The organism is Streptomyces sp. SAS_270, assembly GCF_052543295.1.
Window position 1 is genome coordinate 15716 of sequence record NZ_JBMNDS010000051.1, and the last position, 17584, is coordinate 33299.

16 protein-coding genes are annotated in these 17584 nt (G+C 71.0%); 13 read left to right on the forward strand and 3 right to left on the reverse strand.

The window, feature by feature from the left end:
• Nucleotides 1-47: 47 nt before the first annotated feature.
• A complete protein-coding gene (locus ACN6LB_RS28790; RefSeq protein WP_356135092.1) occupies nt 48-1028 on the reverse strand; it encodes an ATP-binding protein in 981 nt (326 codons plus the stop codon).
• 100 nt (nt 1029-1128) lie between these two features.
• On the opposite strand from ACN6LB_RS28790, the gene ACN6LB_RS28795 reads away from it, so the two are divergent.
• On the forward strand, nt 1129-1953 hold the full coding sequence (locus ACN6LB_RS28795; RefSeq protein WP_445028425.1) for an oxidoreductase: 825 nt from the start codon (nt 1129-1131) through the stop codon (nt 1951-1953).
• Between the two features lie 379 nt (nt 1954-2332).
• On the opposite strand, the gene ACN6LB_RS28800 is transcribed toward ACN6LB_RS28795, so the two are convergent.
• Entirely contained in the window at nt 2333-3178 is an 846-nt protein-coding gene (locus ACN6LB_RS28800; protein WP_356135088.1) for an HAD family hydrolase, read from the reverse strand.
• Between the two features lie 558 nt (nt 3179-3736).
• On the opposite strand from ACN6LB_RS28800, the gene ssd reads away from it, so the two are divergent.
• The 7 genes from ssd (at nt 3737) to ACN6LB_RS28835 (ending at nt 8893) form a co-directional block, all read left to right on the forward strand.
• Nucleotides 3737-4831, forward strand: a complete 1095-nt coding sequence (gene ssd / locus ACN6LB_RS28805) for a septum site-determining protein Ssd (protein WP_445028426.1) — start codon at nt 3737-3739, stop codon at nt 4829-4831.
• Nucleotides 4828-6030, forward strand: coding sequence for a TadA family conjugal transfer-associated ATPase (locus ACN6LB_RS28810; RefSeq protein WP_445028427.1), 1203 nt, complete (start codon nt 4828-4830; stop codon nt 6028-6030). The genes ssd and ACN6LB_RS28810 overlap by 4 nt, the downstream gene beginning before the upstream one ends.
• Nucleotides 6031-6066: 36 nt before the next feature.
• Complete coding sequence (locus ACN6LB_RS28815; RefSeq protein ID WP_356135082.1) at nt 6067-6930, forward strand: type II secretion system F family protein; 864 nt, start codon at nt 6067-6069, stop codon at nt 6928-6930.
• Nucleotides 6927-7709, forward strand: coding sequence for a type II secretion system F family protein (locus tag ACN6LB_RS28820; protein ID WP_445028428.1), 783 nt, complete (start codon nt 6927-6929; stop codon nt 7707-7709). Before ACN6LB_RS28815 ends, ACN6LB_RS28820 begins: the two co-directional genes overlap by 4 nt.
• Before the next feature lie 146 nt (nt 7710-7855).
• Nucleotides 7856-7993, forward strand: a complete 138-nt coding sequence (locus ACN6LB_RS28825; protein ID WP_445028429.1) for a DUF4244 domain-containing protein — start codon at nt 7856-7858, stop codon at nt 7991-7993.
• Nucleotides 7994-8036: 43 nt separating this feature from the next.
• Nucleotides 8037-8390, forward strand: a complete 354-nt coding sequence (locus ACN6LB_RS28830) for a TadE family type IV pilus minor pilin (protein WP_445028468.1) — start codon at nt 8037-8039, stop codon at nt 8388-8390.
• Nucleotides 8387-8893 (forward strand): Rv3654c family TadE-like protein, encoded by a 507-nt coding sequence (locus tag ACN6LB_RS28835; protein ID WP_445028430.1) that lies wholly within the window; start codon nt 8387-8389, stop codon nt 8891-8893. The genes ACN6LB_RS28830 and ACN6LB_RS28835 overlap by 4 nt, the downstream gene beginning before the upstream one ends.
• Here the strand turns inward: ACN6LB_RS28835 and ACN6LB_RS28840 are convergent.
• Nucleotides 8859-11312, reverse strand: a complete 2454-nt coding sequence (locus ACN6LB_RS28840; protein WP_445028431.1) for a DEAD/DEAH box helicase — start codon at nt 11310-11312, stop codon at nt 8859-8861. The two genes, ACN6LB_RS28835 and ACN6LB_RS28840, sit on opposite strands and share 35 nt — an antisense overlap.
• A 79-nt stretch (nt 11313-11391) precedes the next feature.
• Here ACN6LB_RS28840 and bldG point away from each other — a divergent pair, with 79 nt between their 5' ends.
• The 5 genes from bldG to ACN6LB_RS28865 all read left to right on the forward strand — a co-directional run bounded on the left by bldG (nt 11392) and on the right by ACN6LB_RS28865 (nt 17527).
• The gene (bldG, locus tag ACN6LB_RS28845; RefSeq protein WP_003975386.1) at nt 11392-11733 is read left to right on the forward strand and encodes an anti-sigma factor antagonist BldG; all 342 of its coding nucleotides are present in this window, start codon (nt 11392-11394) and stop codon (nt 11731-11733) included.
• Nucleotides 11734-11861: 128 nt separating this feature from the next.
• Nucleotides 11862-12302, forward strand: a complete 441-nt coding sequence (locus ACN6LB_RS28850) for an ATP-binding protein (protein ID WP_356135074.1) — start codon at nt 11862-11864, stop codon at nt 12300-12302.
• 377 nt (nt 12303-12679) lie between these two features.
• Entirely contained in the window at nt 12680-15085 is a 2406-nt protein-coding gene (locus ACN6LB_RS28855; RefSeq protein WP_445028432.1) for a sodium-translocating pyrophosphatase, read from the forward strand.
• A 203-nt stretch (nt 15086-15288) separates the two neighbouring features.
• The gene (locus ACN6LB_RS28860) at nt 15289-15885 is read left to right on the forward strand and encodes a small secreted protein (protein ID WP_445028433.1); all 597 of its coding nucleotides are present in this window, start codon (nt 15289-15291) and stop codon (nt 15883-15885) included.
• Nucleotides 15886-16009: 124 nt separating this feature from the next.
• Nucleotides 16010-17527 (forward strand): DUF7059 domain-containing protein, encoded by a 1518-nt coding sequence (locus ACN6LB_RS28865; protein ID WP_445028434.1) that lies wholly within the window; start codon nt 16010-16012, stop codon nt 17525-17527.
• Nucleotides 17528-17584 lie beyond the last annotated feature (57 nt).

Consider the following 17584-nt stretch of genomic DNA (forward strand, 5'->3'; position numbering starts at 1 on the left):
CCGCCGTCGCTCACGCGGCGGCGGTCACCCGCTCGCCGAGGACGGGGTCAGGCAGGCAGCGGCAGCTGCTCGCCGAGGACGAAACCGGGGTCGACCTGCGCGGCCAGGTCGGCACCGGTCTTCTCGTTGCCCCAACTGCTCGCGTTCTTCAGGTGGAAGTGCACCATCTGGCGCGTGTAGCGCTCCCAGTCGCGCAGCTCGTACGTCGCGTCGGCGGCCGTTCGCAGCAGACGCAGGGCGCGGCGGTTGGTGTCCTCCAGGAGCTCGAACCGGGGCGGCCGGCCCTTCTCCATGGCGCGCACCCAGTCCGAGTGCCCGACCGTCACGAGCAGGTCGTCCCCGACTTCGGCGCGGAGGAAGTCGAGGTCGTCCTGGCCCTGCACCTTGTTGCCGACGACCTTCAGGACGACGCCGAAGTCGCGGGCGTACTCCTTGTACTGGCGATAGACGGAGACCCCCTTCCGGGTCGGCTCGGCGACGAGGAACGTGATGTCGAAGCGGGTGAACATGCCGGAGGCGAAGGAGTCGGAGCCCGCCGTCATGTCGACCACCACGTACTCACCGGGGCCGTCGACCAGGTGGTTCAGGCACAGCTCCACCGCTCCCGTCTTGGAGTGGTAGCAGGCGACCCCGAGGTCCGCGTCGGTGAAAGGGCCGGTGACCATCAAACGGACGGCGCCGCCGTCGAGTTCCACCGGCCGCGCGCAGGCGTCGTACACCGGATTGGACTCGGACACCCGCAGCAGCCGTGAACCCTCGCCGGGCGGGGTGGTCTTGATCATCGTCTCGGCGGAGGCGATACGCGGGTTGGAGCCGCGCAGGTAGTCCTTGATCAGCGGCAGCCGTGCGCCCATGGCGGGCAGTGCGGCGGCCTCCGTCTCGTCGAGGCCGAGCGCGGCCCCCAAGTGCTGGTTGATGTCGGCGTCCACCGCGACGACCGGCGATCCGGTGGCCGCCAGATGGCGGACGAAGAGCGAGGACAGGGTGGTCTTGCCGCTGCCGCCCTTCCCAACGAAAGCAATTTTCATGTTCAGTAAGATAGTGCGCGAGGGGCGCCCACGCGCGCGTGGACGTGAAGAACACCACTCCTTCGGGGAGGGCGGCGCCGGTGTGCGTAATGTCGTACTCATGAGTACGACAGGTGCGTCCGCCGATCCGCTCGCGGCCCTGGGCTCGCTGCCCGGGGTGGCCGATTCCGTGGAGTCCGTGCGCAAGGCCGTGGACCGCGTCTACGGGCACCGGATCATGCGGCGCCGCAGCAACGAGATCACCTCCGAGGCGGCGCTGCGCGGTGCCCGCGGCTCCGCGGCGTTGTCCGGTGCCGACTGGGCCCTGGAAGAGGTGCGCCGACGCACCGACTTCAGCGGTGACGACGAGTCCCGCGTCGTCGGCGCCTCCCTCAGGCTGGCCGCCGAGGCGGGCCAACTGCTCTCGATCTGGCGGCAGTCGCCCCTGCGTGTGCTGGCCCGGCTGCATCTGGTGGCCGCCGCGGACAACGGGGACACGGTCGGCCGCCCGCGCCGGCACGGCGAGCCGGTCGACGAGCCGCTCGTGGAGCTGCCGCTGCCCGACGCGACCGAGGTCGCCGGGCGCCTCGAAGGCCTCTCCCAGCTGATCATCGCCGGAGGGTCGGCGCCCGCTCTGGTGACGGCGGCCGTGGTCCACGGCGAGCTGCTCGCGCTGCGTCCCTTCGGCGCGCACAACGGCCTGGTCGCCCGTGCGGCCGAGCGAATCGTCCTGGTCGGCAGCGGCCTCGACCCGAAGTCGGTGTGCCCGGCGGAGGTCGGCCACGCGGAACTCGGTCGCGCCGCCTATGCGGCCGCACTGGAGGGCTATGCCTCCGGCACTCCGGAGGGAATGGCCGCCTGGATCGCCCACTGCGGCAGGGCGGTTGAACTGGGTGCCCGAGAATCCACGGCCGTGTGCGAGGCGCTTCAGCGCGGGGCGGCGTAAAATCGCCTGCCAGTGAATCAAGGGCCGGAAAAGGGTTGCGGCGGTACGAATTCTCGTACCGCCGCTGGCATGTTCACCGGGTTACCAAGCGTCCTCGAAATATTGCCCATCAGGTCGGGAACTGCTGCCCGTTACCTGGTGCGGCTGGCCCGTAATCGACGGGTCGACGTCGCGTGGGTGCCTGGTGTTCATGCTCGGTCCGTGGGGCCTTGGTTGCGTTTAAAGGTGATCCTCTCGGATGTCCTTGGTCTCGCGGGCCGTTAACCCCTTTGTACTCCAGCTTCGGAGGAAGTGGAACCCCTGGCCGCAGTTCTTTACTTTTAGGTTCAAATGGGCTTGATTCGGGCGTATCTGCGGTGTGGCCAGTTCACAGGGCAGATCAAGTAACGATTGCCCGACGCCGACTCGCGTACCAGACGAGCCCCGCGGTGGCCGCCGCCGCTCCGACGGCCGCCGCCGCGACGAGCGCCGGACGGGGCGGCACGGACAGCGTGGGAATCCGTTGCTTCAGCCGGACCGGACGGTGGAAGTCCAGAATCGGCCATGAGCGGGCGATGGCCTCGCGCCGCAGCGCCCGGTCCGGATTGACCGCGTGGGGATGGCCGACGGACGCCAGCATCGGGATGTCGGTCGCGGAGTCGCTGTAGGCATAGCAGCGCGAGAGGTCGTATCCCTCCGACGCCGCCAGCTCCTTGACCGCCTCGGCCTTCGTCGGTCCGTACGCGTAGTACTCCACCTCCCCGGTGAAGCAGCCGTCGTCGCCCACGATCATCCGCGTCGCCACCACGCGGTCCGCGCCGAGCAGTTCACCGATCGGCTCGACGACCTCGGCCCCGGACGTGGACACGATCACGACGTCCCGTCCGGCGATGTGGTGCTCCTCGATGAGGGACGCCGCCTCGTCGTAGATGATCGGGTCGATCAGGTCGTGCAGCGTCTCGGCGACGATCTCCTTGACCTGCTGGACGTTCCAGCCGCGGCACAGTGCGGACAGGTACTTGCGCATCCGCTCCATCTGGTCGTGGTCGGCGCCGCCCGCGAGGAACACGAACTGGGCATATGCGGTACGCAAGGCCGCCCTGCGGTTGATCAGCCCGCCTTGGTAGAACGACTTGCTGAACGTGAGCGTGCTCGACTTCGCAATGACCGTCTTGTCCAGGTCAAAGAAGGCTGCTGTGCGAGGCAAGGAGTGGTTTTCCACGAGCCGAGCATAGGCGCCCACCATTCGGCGTAGTGTGTGGCGCGTGGGTTTGCCTGAGAGGGCTCTCGGGTACACCATGGAAGTCACGGATCGTTCGCGACCGTGCTAACCCGGTCTGGCTCCTCCCCCCCGAGTCGGACCGTGGGGACGACCCCCGCTCTCCCCCCCGGCGGGGGTCGTCGCATGTCCGGATGGGTTTTTCCCCTCTTCTGCGCGGCCCCGGAGCCGCATCGCCAGCGCCTCGACCTGGTCCTCCCCTGCACATGACTCGTCACTGTGGGTAGCCATCCCGCCGCTCTGCGGAAGTCGCACAGAGGTCACCGGTATGAGTGAGGGCGATATTCACAGCCGCTGAGTTGTCCACAGTTATCGACCAAGATCCACACGATTTCCGCGATCGCTGCACCGTGATTCCAGCGCGTCCGGCTCACGGCGACTTCATGACCGGTTCCGTTTGTCGGCGCGTATGGCCGGTTCGTATCGGCCGTTCATATGGAGGCCGGTTGCCGGTTCTTCACACGAGCGGGAATCGCGGGGTCCCAGGGGGCTTCGCGCAAGAAGCAGCGAAGGGGGCTGGAGATCATGGCGGGAGCCATCACACACGGCCGGCCGACCGCCGCCGAAGGGCGGCAGGGCGGACCGTTGATCGTCACGGAGGACGCCGAACTCCTCGATGACCTGCTCCGCCTGTGCGCGGCGGCGGGCGCCAGGCCGGAGGTCCACCACGGGATTCCGGAACGCAGAGGGAGCTGGGAGTCGGCGCCCCTCGTCCTGGTCGGTGACGACGCCGCCCGACGTGTGCGCGGTGCGACGCGCCGCCGCGGGGTGGTGCTGGTCGGGCGGGATCAGGACGATTCCGGTGTCTGGCGGCGGGCCGTCGAGATCGGCGCGGACCATGTCCTGATGCTTCCGGACGGCGAGCAGTGGCTGGTCGACCGGATCGCGGACGTGGCCGAAGGCGTCGGCAGGCCCGCGCTCACCGTCGGAGTGATCGGCGGCCGCGGCGGCGCCGGAGCCTCCACGCTCGCCTGCGCGCTCGCCGTCACCTCCGCGCGCGAGGGACGTCGCACCCTGCTCGTGGACGCGGATCCGCTGGGCGGCGGACTCGACGTACTGCTGGGCGGAGAGGCCGCCGAAGGTCTGCGCTGGCCGGCCTTCGCCGCCTCACGAGGGCGGGTCGGCGGCGGAGCCCTGGAGGAGTCCCTGCCCGAGTTGCACGCGCTGCGGGTGCTGAGCTGGGACCGCGGCGACAGCGTGACCGTCCCGCCCCAGGCCGTACGCGCGGTCCTGGCCGCCGCCAGACGACGCGGCGGAGCCGTGGTCGTCGACCTGCCGCGCCGGATCGACGAAGGCGTCGCTGAGGCCCTCGCCCAACTGGACGTCGGTTTGTTGGTGGTCCCCGCCGAGCTGCGCGCGGTCGCGGCGGCCAAACGGGTGGCGTCCGCGGTCGGCATGGTCCTGCGCGACCTGCGGGTCGTGGTGCGCGGCCCCGGCACGCCGGGTCTGGACGACCGAGAGGTGGGACGGCTGCTCGGGCTGCCGCTGGTCGGCGAAGTGCCCGTCGAACCACCGATGCCGGACGGCGGCGTGCCACCCGGGGGAGCGGCGCGGGGACCGCTCGGACGGTTCTGCGCGGCCTTCTGGGAGCGGGCGCTGACCGAGGCGGGTGGCGTATGACCGGGCGGTGGGACACCGCGGCGGGCATGGACTGCGGCGCGGGCCTGCTCGACGGCGTACGGCAGTGGCTCGCCGAGAGCGGCTGCGAGCCGACACCCGCGCGCGTGGCGCAGGCACTGCGCGAGCAGGGAAGAGTGCTCGGGGACGCCGAAGTCCTCGGCGAGGCCGAGCGATTGCGCTCGGAACTCGTCGGCAGCGGCCCCTTGGAACCGCTGCTCGCCGACCCGTCGGTGACCGACGTGCTGGTCTCCGCACCGGACCGGGTGTGGGTGGACCGGGGCGGGGGCCTGGAGCTGACGGCCGTCTCCTTCGCGGACGCGGCAGCGGTACGACGGCTCGCGCAGCGCCTCGCGGCCGTGGCCGGGCGCCGGCTCGACGACGCCCGGCCCTGGGTGGACGCACGGCTGCCGGACGGGACGCGCCTGCACGCGGTGCTGCCACCGGTCGCCGTCGGCTCCACCTGTCTGTCGCTGCGAGTCGTACGGCCGCGGGCGTTCACCCTGGACGAGCTGGTGGCGGCGGGCACGGTTCCGCCCGGCGGGGACCGGGTGCTCAGAGCCCTGTTGGACGCACGGCTGTCGTTCCTGATCAGCGGAGGGACCGGGAGCGGCAAGACGACCCTGCTCAGCGCGTTGCTGGGGCTCGTCGGACCGGGCGAGCGGATCGTGCTGGCCGAGGACTCCGCGGAGCTGCGCCCGGACCACCCCCACGTGGTGCGTCTGGAAGGGCGGCCCGCCAATCAGGAGGGCGCCGGGCTCGTCGCCCTGCAGGACCTGGTGCGTCAGGCCCTGCGCATGAGACCGGACCGGCTGGTCGTCGGCGAGGTGCGCGGGCCCGAGGTCGTCTCCCTGCTGGCCGCGCTCAATACGGGCCACGAGGGCGGCTCGGGCACGGTTCACGCGAACGCGGCGGCGCAGGTGCCGGCCCGGCTGGAAGCGCTGGGCACGGCCGCCGGGCTCGACCGGGCCGCCCTGCACAGCCAGTTGGCGGCCGCTCTGTCGGTGGTCCTGCATCTCGTACGGGACCGGGCCGGGCGGCGGCGGATCGCCGAGGTGCACGTACTGGAACGGGATCCTTCCGGGTTGGTGGTGACGGTGCCCGCGTTGCGGTGGGGTGCGCAGGCCTTCGCCCGCGAGCGGGGGTGGGAGCGGCTGCAGGGGCTGCTCCGGAACGGAAGCGAAGGGAGCGGGGAACGGTGACGGGGGTTGAGGGCCGGGACGCGGACGGGGGACGTGATGGCGATCGGTGACATGTCGGTGGGGGCGGCGATGGCGTGCGCCGGGGCTGCGGCCTGTCTGATGGGCGGGCGGGGGTCGGGGGTGCGCAGGGCGCGGCTGGTGCTCGCCGGCAGCGGGGTGGTGGCCACCGGGCCGCCCGGGGAACGTGCGCTCGCCGGATGGCGGCGACTGCGCGGGCGGCTGCGGGCCGAAGGCTGGAGCCTGGCCGTCGGAGCGGTGATCGCACTGCTGGGCGCGTCCGTGCTGCCGCTGCTTGCCGGCGCTGCCGGGGTGCCGCTGCTGAGGCGGGTGCGCCTGGCCGGGGAGGCGCGACGTGAGCGTGAGCGACGCTCGGACGCCGTCATCGCCCTGTGCGGGGCGCTCGCCGGAGAGGTCCGGGCCGGGCGGCAGCCGGGCGAGGCACTGCTCCGGGCCGCGCGTGACTCGGGCGGGCTCGGCGAGGCGCAGGCGGTGGTGCTGGCGGCGGCACGGTTCGGCGGGGATGTGCCGGGTGCGCTCATCGATGCGGCACGGCAGCCGGGGGCCGACGGGCTGGTGGGGCTCGCGGCGTGCTGGCGCGTGGCCGTCGACCGGGGCGCGGGCCTGGCGGCGGGACTCGACCGGCTGGAGGGGGCGTTGCGCGCCGAGCGGGATCAGCACGCCGACCTGCGTGCCCAGTTGGCCGGATCCAGGTCGACGACGGTGATGCTCGCCGGGCTGCCGGTGCTGGGGCTCCTGCTGGGCACCGCGCTGGGCGCCGACCCGCTGCACGTGCTGCTGCACACCGGGGCCGGACTCGGCTGTCTGCTGGTCGGCGGAGTGCTGGAGGCCGTCGGGCTGTGGTGGGCGCTGCGCATCGTGCGAGGAGCGGAGGCGGCATGAGCGCGGAAGTTGTCCACAGGCTGGGGGCGGTGGTGTGCGGGGCGTCGGCGCTCGGGTGGCTGGTGCGGTCGCTTCTGGCGGCCCGGCGTGAGCGGAGGGTACGCAGGCGACTGGCCGAGCTGCTGGCCTCGGAGATCGCGGCGCCCGCGGGACGGCACTTCGAGGCGCGGGGCCTGGCACGGCGGTGGCTGCCGCTGACGGGTGCGGTGTGTGCCGGCTGGGTGCTGCTCGGGGGCTTCGCCGGGGTTCTGGTGGGCCTGGCGGCCGGGCTCGGCATCAGGTGGTGGCAGCGTCGGCGGCCCGCCCCTGTGGAGGAGTACGACGCGGCGCAGGCCGCCCGTCAACTTCCCCTTGCCGCAGACCTGGTTGCCGCCTGCATCGCGGCCGGCGCGGGTCCCGTCGTGGCCGCCCAGGCCGTCGGCGAGGCCTTGGGAGGGCCGGTCGGGGAGCGGCTTGCACGGGGCGCGGCGGAGGTACGGCTCGGGGGCGAACCGGCCGAGGCGTGGCGGAGGCTCGCGTCGATACCGGGTGCCGGACCGCTGGCGCGATTGCTGGAACGGGCGGGCGAGTCGGGCGTACCGGCCGCGGGGCCCGTCGCTCGGCAGGCCGCGGACGCCCGCGCCGCATGGGGGCGCACGGCCACGGAGCGGGCCCGCCGGGCGGCCGTCCTGGTCACCGCCCCGGTGGGGCTGTGCTTCCTGCCCGCGTTCCTCGCCATCGGCGTACTGCCCGTGGTGATCGGGCTGGCGAACGGAGTGTTGGGCGGAGGCGGGCGGTGAGCGACACCGACAGCTGAGCGATCAGGGGACCGAGCGAAACACGATCAAAAGTGCTGAACCTTACGGGGGTTGAGATGAACAAGGCGGTACGAGTACGGGCGTGGGTGTGGGCGTGGATGTGCGGCCTGGCACGGAGGGATGCGGGCATGGTCACCTCCGAGTACGCGGTGGGGATCATCGCGGCGGTCGGGTTCGCGGCGGTGCTCTACAAGGTGCTGACGAGCGGGCAGGTCAGTGACCAGTTGCAGGGCATCGTGGAGCGGGCGCTCAGTGTCCAGATGTGAGGGGCCCGGACGCGGGCGGAGGGCGGTCGGTCGCGGCCGGAACCTGTACGGGGACGGCGGGTTCGTGACCGCCGAGGCCGCAGTGGTGCTGCCCGCCCTGGTCGCTGTGGCGATGGCGTTGATCTGGGCCCTTCTCGCCGCGTCCGCGCAGATTCAGTGCGTGGACGCGGCCAGAGCGGGCGCCCGCGCGGCCGCCCGCCAGGACCCGCCCGACGCGGTCCTGGCCACGGCCCGCCGAGCCGCACCGCGCGGCGCGCACGTCGTGGTGAGCCGGGAGGGCGACCTGGTCCGGGTCCGCGTCATGGCCCATGCGCCGGGCCCCGACGCGCTCACCCTGGAACTGAGCGACGAAGCCGTGGCCTTGGCGGAGGAGACGGTGGGGGTGAGCGGGGGATGACGGGAGGTGGGGAACCGGGCTGCAGCAGGCCGGAGTTCAGGGCACGTGGGGAGGAACCCGGCGTCGACAGGGGGAAGTTCGGCTCGGACAGAGGCTCGGCGACCGTCTGGGTCGTGGGCGCGATCGCGGTGCTGTGCGTGGTCTTCGGGGCCGTGCTGGCCATGGGGCAGGCCGTGGTGGTCCGGCACCGTGCCGCGGGGGCGGCCGACCTGGCGGCGCTCGCGGCGGCGGACCACTGGGCGGACGGAGAAGCGGTGGCCTGTGCCCGGTCGGGGAGGGTGGCACGGGCGCAGGGGGCCCGGCTCGTTCGGTGCGCGATCGAGGGCGAGACCTCGGACGTGAGAGCGGCGTCGGGCCGGGGCCCGTTCGCCACCGAGGTCCGATCGAGAGCGGGACCCGCCGGGCCGGCAGTCCCGGACCCGGGAGTGACGGCCCCGGAGGCCGAGGCGGCTCCGCAAGCTCGGTCGGTCAGCCCTCCGGTGCCTCCCGCAGGAGTTCCGTGAGGAGGCGTACGGCGCCTCGTTTGTGGAGGGGATCGTTGCCGTTGCCGCATTTGGGGGACTGGATGCAGGACGGGCAGCCGGCGTCGCACTCGCAGGAGGCGATGGCCTGGCGGGTGGCGGTGAGCCAGGAGCGGGCGGTGTGGAAGGCGCGTTCTGCGAAGCCCGCACCGCCCGGGTGGCCGTCGTAGACGAAGACCGTGGGCAGGAGGGTGTCCGGGTGCAGCGGAATGGAGACGCCGCCGATGTCCCAGCGGTCGCAGGTGGCGAACAGCGGGAGCATGCCGATGGACGCGTGCTCGGCGGCGTGCAGGGCGCCGCCGAGGATCTCCGGGTTGATCCGGGCCGCTTCCAGCTGGTCCTCGGTGACGGTCCACCACACGGCGCGGGTGCGCAGCGTACGAGGAGGGAGATCGAGTTTCGATTCGCCGAGCACTTCGCCGGTGATGAGCTTGCGGCGCAGGAAGGAGACGACCTGGTTGGTGACCTCGACGGAGCCGTAGCACAACCGGCCCTGGCCCCAGGGGACTTCGACGTCCGTCTCCAGGACGGAGATGGCGGTCGTGTCGCGGGCGACCGTCGAATACGGCGGGTTGGCCTCCTCGACCAGCGCGACGGAGTCCTCCAGATCCAGCGTTCGCACCAGGTACGTGCGGCCCTGGTGGAGATGGACCGCGCCCTCGTGGACGCTGGTGTGCGAGGAACCCGCGTCGACCGTGCCGAGCAGCCGCCCGGTACCGGCCTCGACGACCTGGACGGGACGGCCGCCCTCACCGCGGATGTCCGTCAGGTCCGCGGCCCGCTCCCGGCGTGTCCAGTGCCAGGCCTTGGTGCGTCGGCGCAGCAGCTTCGCGGCCTCCAGCTGCGGAAGCAACTCCTCGGTGGACGGGCCGAACAGGGCCAGGTCCTCGTCGACCAGAGGCATTTCCGCGGCCGCCGCACACAGGTGCGGGGCGAGGACGTACGGGTTGTCGGGGTCGAGGACGGTGGATTCCACGGGCTGGTCGAAGAGGGCCTCAGGGTGGTGGACGAGGAAGGTGTCCAGCGGGTCGTCGCGGGCGACCAGGACGGCGAGAGCCCCTTGGCCCGAGCGTCCGGCCCGGCCCGCCTGCTGCCACAGCGAGGCGCGCGTGCCCGGATAGCCGGCGATGACGACGGCGTCCAACCCGGAGACGTCGACGCCGAGTTCGAGGGCGGTGGTGGCGGCGAGGCCGAGGAGTTCGCCGGAGTGCAGGGCGCGTTCGAGGGCGCGGCGTTCCTCGGGGAGGTAGCCGCCGCGATAGGCGGCGACACGCCGGGCCAGTGAGCGGTCGACCTCGGCGAGCCGTTCCTGGGCGATCACCGCGATCAGCTCGGCCCCGCGCCGGGACCGTACGAAGGCCACCGAGCGCACGCCCTGGAGGGCGAGGTCCGTCAGCAGGTCGGCGGTCTCGGCGGTTGCCGTGCGTCGCACCGGCGCGCCCTTCTCGCCGTGCAGTTCGGTGAGCGGGGGCTCCCAGAGGGCGAACACCAGTTCACCGCGCGGGGAGGCGTCGTCCGCGACCTCCACCACCGGGAGGCCGGTGAGGCGGCCGGCGGCCACCGACGGCTCGGCGGCGGTCGCGGAGGCCAGCAGGAAGACCGGGGAAGCGCCGTAACGGGCACAGAGGCGCCGCAGTCGGCGCAGGACCTGGGCGACGTGGGAGCCGAAGACGCCTCGGTAGGTGTGGCACTCGTCGATGACGACGTAGCGCAGGGAGCGCAGGAAGGAGGACCAGCGGGGGTGGGCGGGCAATATGCCGCGGTGCAGCATGTCGGGGTTGGTCAGCACGTAATTGGCGTACTGACGTACCCATTCACGCTCCTCGACGGGGGTGTCGCCGTCGTAGACCGCGGCGCGCACGGCATGGCCGAGAGGTTGTGAAAGTTCCTTCACCGATCGGCACTGGTCCGCCGCGAGAGCCTTGGTCGGCGCCAGGTACAGCGCGGTGGCCCCGCGGCCGTTGGGCGCCTCGGACCCGTCCAGCAGAGACGACAGCACCGGTACGAGATAGGCCAGGGACTTGCCGGAGGCGGTGCCCGTGGCGACGACCACCGAGTCGCCGTCCAGGGCGTGCTCGGCGGCCAGGGCCTGGTGGGCCCATGGATGCTCGATGCCCGCGCTCTGCACGGCCGCGATCACCTCTGGACGGATCCGGTCCGGCCAGACGGCATGGCGGCCCTCTCGCGGGGGCAAGTGCTCCGTATGAGTGATGCGCGAAGCCCGGCTCGGTCCCGAGGCGAGCCGGTCCAGGACCGTGCCCGGCGAGGGGCGGGAAGCGGTGTCCGTCGAGGGTCGATCGGATCGGTGATTCTTGGCCATCGGCATCGAGTCTGTCACTGGCGTGACGGACAATGGAGCCAAGGCGTCGTGCACGCCTGCCGGTAAGTGATTGAATGCCATCGCGGCTGGCGAACGTCCCAAGGGCTCCGCCGAGGTGTCCTGAGGGGCGACCGCTCGATAGCAAGGTGCTGGAGGATCCGTGGACCTGTCCCTGTCGACCCGTACCGTCGGCGATCGTACGGTCGTCGAGGTCGGTGGCGAAATCGACGTATATACCGCGCCCAAGCTGCGTGAGCAGCTGGTCGAGCTGGTCAACGACGGGAGTTTCCACCTCGTCGTCGACATGGAGGGCGTCGACTTCCTCGACTCCACCGGGCTCGGCGTGCTGGTCGGCGGCCTGAAGCGTGTGCGTGCCCATGAGGGCTCGTTGCGCCTGGTCTGCAACCAGGAGCGCATTCTGAAGATCTTCCGCATCACCGGTCTCACCAAGGTGTTCCCGATCCACACCTCGGTCGAGGAAGCGGTGGCGGCCACCGACTGACCCGTCACCGGGCCGCGAGCCGAAGATCGGCAGAAGTCGCGCGCCCATGACGGCCGAACCAACGTGGGGGGACCGGGCCTCGGCGGCCCGGCCCTCCGACAGCACGCCCGAAGTTCTGAGGGGGATGCATGGCCACCGTTGAACTCCGCTTCAGCGCGCTGCCCGAGCACGTCAGGACCGCCCGACTGGTGGCGGCAGCGGTGGCGCGCAGGGCCGGAGTGGACGAGGCCGTACTCGACGAGGTCAGACTCGCCGTGGGCGAGGCCTGTACCCGCGCCGTCGGACTGCACCAGAACAGCGGTACGTCGGCGCCGGTGCGGGTGACGCTGATCGAGGAGGAGAAGCAGTTCTCCATCGAGGTCGGCGACGAAGCACCGCGCGCGGCCCCCGGGCACAACGCTCCGGGAGCCCGTGACGGCGGCGACGCGGACGTGGAGAGCGACGAGGACGAGATGGGCCTCGCCGTCATCAGCGGCCTCGTCGACGACGTGGAGGTCACCGCCGGTGAGAACGGCGGGCTGATCAGGATGAGCTGGCCCACCACGCCGCCGGCCACGGTTCTTCCCTGACAGCAGCCTCGCGTCTCCCCCGACAGCGGCCTTGTGCCGCGACATGTCTCACCCGAAGGGCCCTACTCGGTAGGGCCCTTCGGCATGTCCCGGCGGCCTCTGCTCCGCCGGTCCCCGCTGTCAGTGCCGGGCCGTACTGTGGTCACACAGAGTAAACAGAGCAATTCGTGAATGAATTCACGATCAATCACGCGATAATTGGATCAAGCGTCAACGCCTTTGAGGCATTAGCTCTTTCGAGCCCCATCGTTGCCCGTGGATCATTTGCTGAAGAGCATGTGAAGGCTAATTCCGTTTACCGCGCACTGTTTTGATCAGGTTCCGGTACCTACAATCCGTCCACATCTTGAGCTCAGCACAGGCGTCAAGGAGGACGAATGGCGGGGCTTTCTACCCCTCAGCAGTTTGACCATCCCACAACCTTCGCAGCCGCAGTACTGACCGACGACAACCGGGTCATCGTGATGATCATCGGTGTCGTGGCCCTCGCGGCCCTCGCGGTCGCCGGGGTCCTCGTACGGCAGGTACTCGCGGCCGGCGAGGGCACCGACAGCATGAAGGAGATCGCGGGGGCGGTTCAGGAAGGCGCCAACGCCTATCTGATGCGCCAGCTGCGCACCCTCGGCGTATTCGCCGTCGTGGTGTTCTTCCTGCTCATGCTGCTGCCGGCGGACGACTGGAATCAGCGGGCCGGCCGATCGATCTTCTTCTTGATCGGCGCGGTGTTCTCCGCGACCACCGGCTATATCGGTATGTGGCTCGCCGTACGGACCAATGTCCGCGTGGCCGCCGCGGCAAGGGAAGCGACTCCGGCGGAGGGTGAGCCCGAAAAGGATCTCACCACCGTCTCGCACAAAGCCATGAAGATCGCTTTCCGCACGGGCGGCGTCGTCGGCATGTTCACGGTGGGGCTCGGTCTGCTGGGCGCCTCGTGTGTGGTGCTGGTGTACGCGGCCGACGCGCCGAAGGTGCTCGAAGGATTCGGCCTCGGTGCCGCGCTGATCGCCATGTTCATGCGTGTCGGCGGCGGCATCTTCACCAAGGCGGCCGACGTCGGCGCCGACCTGGTCGGCAAGGTCGAGCAGGGCATCCCGGAGGACGACCCGCGCAACGCCGCGACCATCGCCGACAACGTGGGCGACAACGTCGGTGACTGCGCCGGCATGGCGGCCGACCTCTTCGAGTCGTACGCCGTGACGCTCGTCGCCGCGCTGATCCTCGGCAAGGCGGCGTTCGGCGACTCCGGGCTCGCGTTCCCGCTGATCGTTCCCGCGATCGGCGTACTCACCGCGATGATCGGCATCTTCGCGGTCGCTCCGCGCCGGACCGACCGCAGCGGGATGAGCGCCATCAACCGCGGCTTCTTCATCTCCGCGGTGATCTCGCTCGGCCTGGTGGCCGTGGCGGTCTACAGCTACCTGCCGTCCACCTACGCCGAACTGGACGGGGTCACGGACGCGGCGATCAAGGCCAGGGACGGCGACCCGCGGATCCTCGCACTCGTCGCCGTCGCGATCGGCATCGTCCTGGCCGCGCTGATCCAGCAGCTCACCGGCTACTTCACCGAGACCAGCCGTCGTCCCGTACGGGACATCGGCAAGAGTTCGCTCACCGGCGCGGCCACCGTCGTCCTCGCCGGTATCTCGATCGGACTCGAATCGGCCGTCTACACCGCCCTGTTGATCGGCCTCGGCGTGTACGGGGCGTTCCTGCTCGGCGGCACGTCCATCATGCTGGCGCTGTTCGCGGTGGCCCTGGCCGGTACCGGCCTGCTCACCACGGTCGGTGTCATCGTCGCCATGGACACCTTCGGTCCGGTCTCCGACAACGCGCAGGGCATCGCCGAGATGTCCGGCGACGTCGAGGGCGCGGGCGCGCAGGTGCTCACCGACCTGGACGCCGTGGGCAACACCACGAAGGCCATCACCAAGGGCATCGCCATCGCCACGGCCGTCCTCGCGGCCTCGGCGCTCTTCGGCTCCTACCGGGACGCGATCACCACGGCCGCGCACGACGTGGGCGAGAAGGTCTCCGGACCGGGTGCGCCGATGAACCTGATGATGGACATCTCCCAGCCCAACAACCTGGTCGGTCTCATCGCGGGCGCGGCGGTCGTCTTCCTCTTCTCGGGGCTGGCGATCAACGCGGTCTCGCGGTCCGCCGGGGCCGTGGTCTACGAGGTGCGGCGGCAGTTCCGCGAGCACCCCGGGATCATGGACTACACGGAGAAGCCCGAGTACGGGCGGGTCGTGGACATCTGCACCAAGGACGCCCTGCGGGAGCTGGCCACCCCAGGTCTGCTCGCCGTCATGGCGCCCATCGCCATCGGCTTCAGCCTCGGTGTCGGCGCGCTCGGCTCGTATCTGGCGGGCGCGATCGGCACCGGCACGCTGATGGCGGTCTTCCTCGCCAACTCCGGCGGTGCGTGGGACAACGCGAAGAAGCTCGTCGAGGACGGTCACCACGGCGGCAAGGGCAGTGAGGCCCACGCCGCGACGGTGATCGGTGACACCGTCGGCGACCCCTTCAAGGACACCGCCGGACCCGCGATCAACCCGTTGCTGAAGGTGATGAACCTGGTGGCGCTGCTGATCGCACCCGCGGTCGTCAAGTTCTCGTACGGCGACGACAAGAACGTGGGGCTGCGGATTCTGATCGCGGTGGTCTCGATCGGCGTGATCGTGGTCGCGGTGTACGTGTCCAAGCGGCGCGGGATCGCCGTGGGTGACGAAGGCAACTCCGAGCGGGTGGCCAAGTCGGCGGATCCTGCGGTGGTTTCGTAGCACCAGGACTCACACCTGGGCAGGTTCCGCTCAACGGGCGGGCGGACGGCGCGCATTGACGCGTCGTCCGCCCGTTCTTGTGTTTTCACACCCCTGTCGTGAGCCTTCTCTCGCTTGGTGCAAATGGCTTCAATGCGGGTTGAAATGGACGTTCGACATACGGTTGTCGCCCACATGGCGTGTATGTTCCGGGGCCGAGAGCCATGGAAGGGACCAATCCGGTGAACAAGAAGCTCACGGCCGCACTGTCCGGCGGTGCGGTACTGGTACTGGCGCTGTCGGGATGCAGCAGCAGCGACGACGACAACAGCGACAAGCTGAACTCCTGGGCCAAGCAGGTCTGTGACGCGGTGCAGCCGCAGGCGAAGAAGATCGAGGCCGCCAACACCGCCATCCAGAAGGAGACCTCGGACAACAGCACCCCGGCAGAGGTCCAGAAGACGGATGCCCAGGCCTTCCAGGACATGTCCGACGCCTACAAGGCGATCGGTGCCGCCGTCGAGAAGGCCGGACCCCCGGACGTCGAGGACGGCAAGACGAAGAAGACGAACGCCGTCAAGGAGCTCAACGGCATCTCCGCGAAGTACGCGGACCTCAAGACGCAGGTCGACAAGCTCGACACCAAGGACCAGTCGAAGTTCGCGGACGGACTGAAGGGTATCGCCACCCAGCTCGACGCGCTGAGCCAGAGCGGGAACGACGCCCTGAAGAAGCTTGAGGAAGGCGACGTGGGCAAGGCGATGGCGAAGCAGGAGAGCTGCAAGTCGGCGTCCTCGGCGCCCTCGGCGACCAAGAGCTGACCACCCCGGGCGGCCGATCGTTCGGTCAACCGAAAGAGGGCCCGGTACGCGCGCGTACCGGGCCCTTCCGCATGTTGTCCACAGCGGTACGCACATCGTCGGCGGCAAGCGACACAATGGACGGGTGAGCGATACCAGCCTGTCACCACTGCCCTCCTCCGACCGCGCCGACGTCACCTCCCGGCTGCGGGACGCCCTGCTCGGGGCCTCCTTCACCGCCGACGGACTCCTCGACCTGCTCGGCGCCCCCGCGTACGCGGCGCTGGCGCGCAGCGAGACCGTGCCCGCGCTCCGGGCCACGCGCGGGGACACGCCGCTGGAGGCGCTCGTACGGCTCCTGCTGCTGCAGCAGCCCGTGCCCCGCGCGCGCCTCGCGGACGTGCTGCCCGTGGCCGAGTGCGTGGAGAGCGGATGGCTCACCGCCGTCGGCGAGGACGAGGTGGCCGCCGCGGTGGACATCCGGCCCTACGGCGGCCCCGAGGGCGAGGACTGGTTCATCGTCTCGGACCTGGGCTGTGCGGTCGGCGGCGCCGGCGGTATCGGCAGCCGCGAGGAAGGCGTCGTGCTGGGCGTGGGCGGCGCCTCCACGACCCTCGCCGGCATCACGGTGCGCGGGCCGGTCGCCGGCGCGCTCGACCTCGGCACCGGCTCCGGGATCCAGGCCCTGCACGCCGCGCAGCACGCCACGCGCGTGACCGCGACCGACCTCAACCCCCGGGCACTGCACATCACCGCGCTGACCCTGGCGCTCTCCGGGGCTCCGGCCGCGGACCTGCGCGAGGGCTCCCTGTTCGAACCGGTCGGCGACGAGACGTACGACCTGATCGTGTCGAACCCGCCCTTCGTGATCTCTCCCGGTGCCCGGCTCACCTACCGCGACGGCGGAATGGGCGGGGACGATCTGTGCCGCACGCTCGTTCAGCAGGCGGGGGACCGGCTGAACGAAGGAGGGTTCGCGCAGTTCCTGGCCAACTGGCAGCACGTGGAGGGCGAGGACTGGCAGGACCGGCTGCGCTCGTGGGTGCCGCGCGGCTGCGATGCCTGGGTCGTGCAGCGCGAGGTCCAGGACGTCACGCAGTACGCCGAGTTGTGGCTGCGCGACGCCGGGGACCACCGGGAGGACCAGGCCGCGTACCAGGCGCGGTACGACGCATGGCTCGACGAGTTCGAGGCACGCAAGGTGAAGGCCGTCGGCTTCGGCTGGATCACCCTGCGCAAGTCGGCCGCGGTCGAGCCGTCGGTCACCGTGGAGGAGTGGCCGCACTCCGTCGAGCAGCCCCTCGGCGAAGCCGTGCGCGCCCACTTCGAGCGCGTCGACTACCTGCGGGCGCACGATGACGCGGCCCTGCTCGCCGGGCACTTCACACTGGCGGCCGAGGTCGTCCAGGAGCAAGTCGGGCTGCCCGGCGCCGAGGACCCCGAGCACGTGGTGCTGCGCCAGCACCGCGGGATGCGCCGTGCCACGAAGGTGGACACGGTCGGCGCGGGCTTCGCGGGCGTGTGCGACGGCTCGCTGAGCGCCGGCCGGATCCTGGACGCCATCGCCCAACTCGTCGGCGAGGATCCGGTGTTGCTGCGCGACCGGACGCCCGCGCAGATCAGGCTTCTGGTCGAGCAGGGGTTCCTCGAACCGGCCGGATGAAATCGTTCCGGGCGGCGGCTCGGCCGCCCGCAACGGCCCTCGACCTGAAAGGGATGG

Coding starts and splice junctions, on each gene's coding strand:
- ACN6LB_RS28860 (WP_445028433.1), top strand. CDS start 15,289: ATGGAAGGGACCAATCCGGTGAACAAGAAGCTCACGGCCGCACTGTCC.
- ACN6LB_RS28850 (WP_356135074.1), top strand. CDS start 11,862: ATGGCCACCGTTGAACTCCGCTTCAGCGCGCTGCCCGAGCACGTCAGG.
- ACN6LB_RS28820 (WP_445028428.1), top strand. CDS start 6,927: ATGAGCGCGGAAGTTGTCCACAGGCTGGGGGCGGTGGTGTGCGGGGCG.
- ACN6LB_RS28795 (WP_445028425.1), top strand. CDS start 1,129: ATGAGTACGACAGGTGCGTCCGCCGATCCGCTCGCGGCCCTGGGCTCG.
- ACN6LB_RS28840 (WP_445028431.1), bottom strand. CDS start 11,312: ATGGCATTCAATCACTTACCGGCAGGCGTGCACGACGCCTTGGCTCCA.
- ACN6LB_RS28790 (WP_356135092.1), bottom strand. CDS start 1,028: ATGAAAATTGCTTTCGTTGGGAAGGGCGGCAGCGGCAAGACCACCCTG.
- ACN6LB_RS28800 (WP_356135088.1), bottom strand. CDS start 3,178: ATGGTGGGCGCCTATGCTCGGCTCGTGGAAAACCACTCCTTGCCTCGC.
- ACN6LB_RS28825 (WP_445028429.1), top strand. CDS start 7,856: ATGGTCACCTCCGAGTACGCGGTGGGGATCATCGCGGCGGTCGGGTTC.
- ACN6LB_RS28810 (WP_445028427.1), top strand. CDS start 4,828: ATGACCGGGCGGTGGGACACCGCGGCGGGCATGGACTGCGGCGCGGGC.
- ACN6LB_RS28855 (WP_445028432.1), top strand. CDS start 12,680: ATGGCGGGGCTTTCTACCCCTCAGCAGTTTGACCATCCCACAACCTTC.
- ACN6LB_RS28835 (WP_445028430.1), top strand. CDS start 8,387: ATGACGGGAGGTGGGGAACCGGGCTGCAGCAGGCCGGAGTTCAGGGCA.
- ssd (WP_445028426.1), top strand. CDS start 3,737: ATGGCGGGAGCCATCACACACGGCCGGCCGACCGCCGCCGAAGGGCGG.
- ACN6LB_RS28815 (WP_356135082.1), top strand. CDS start 6,067: ATGGCGATCGGTGACATGTCGGTGGGGGCGGCGATGGCGTGCGCCGGG.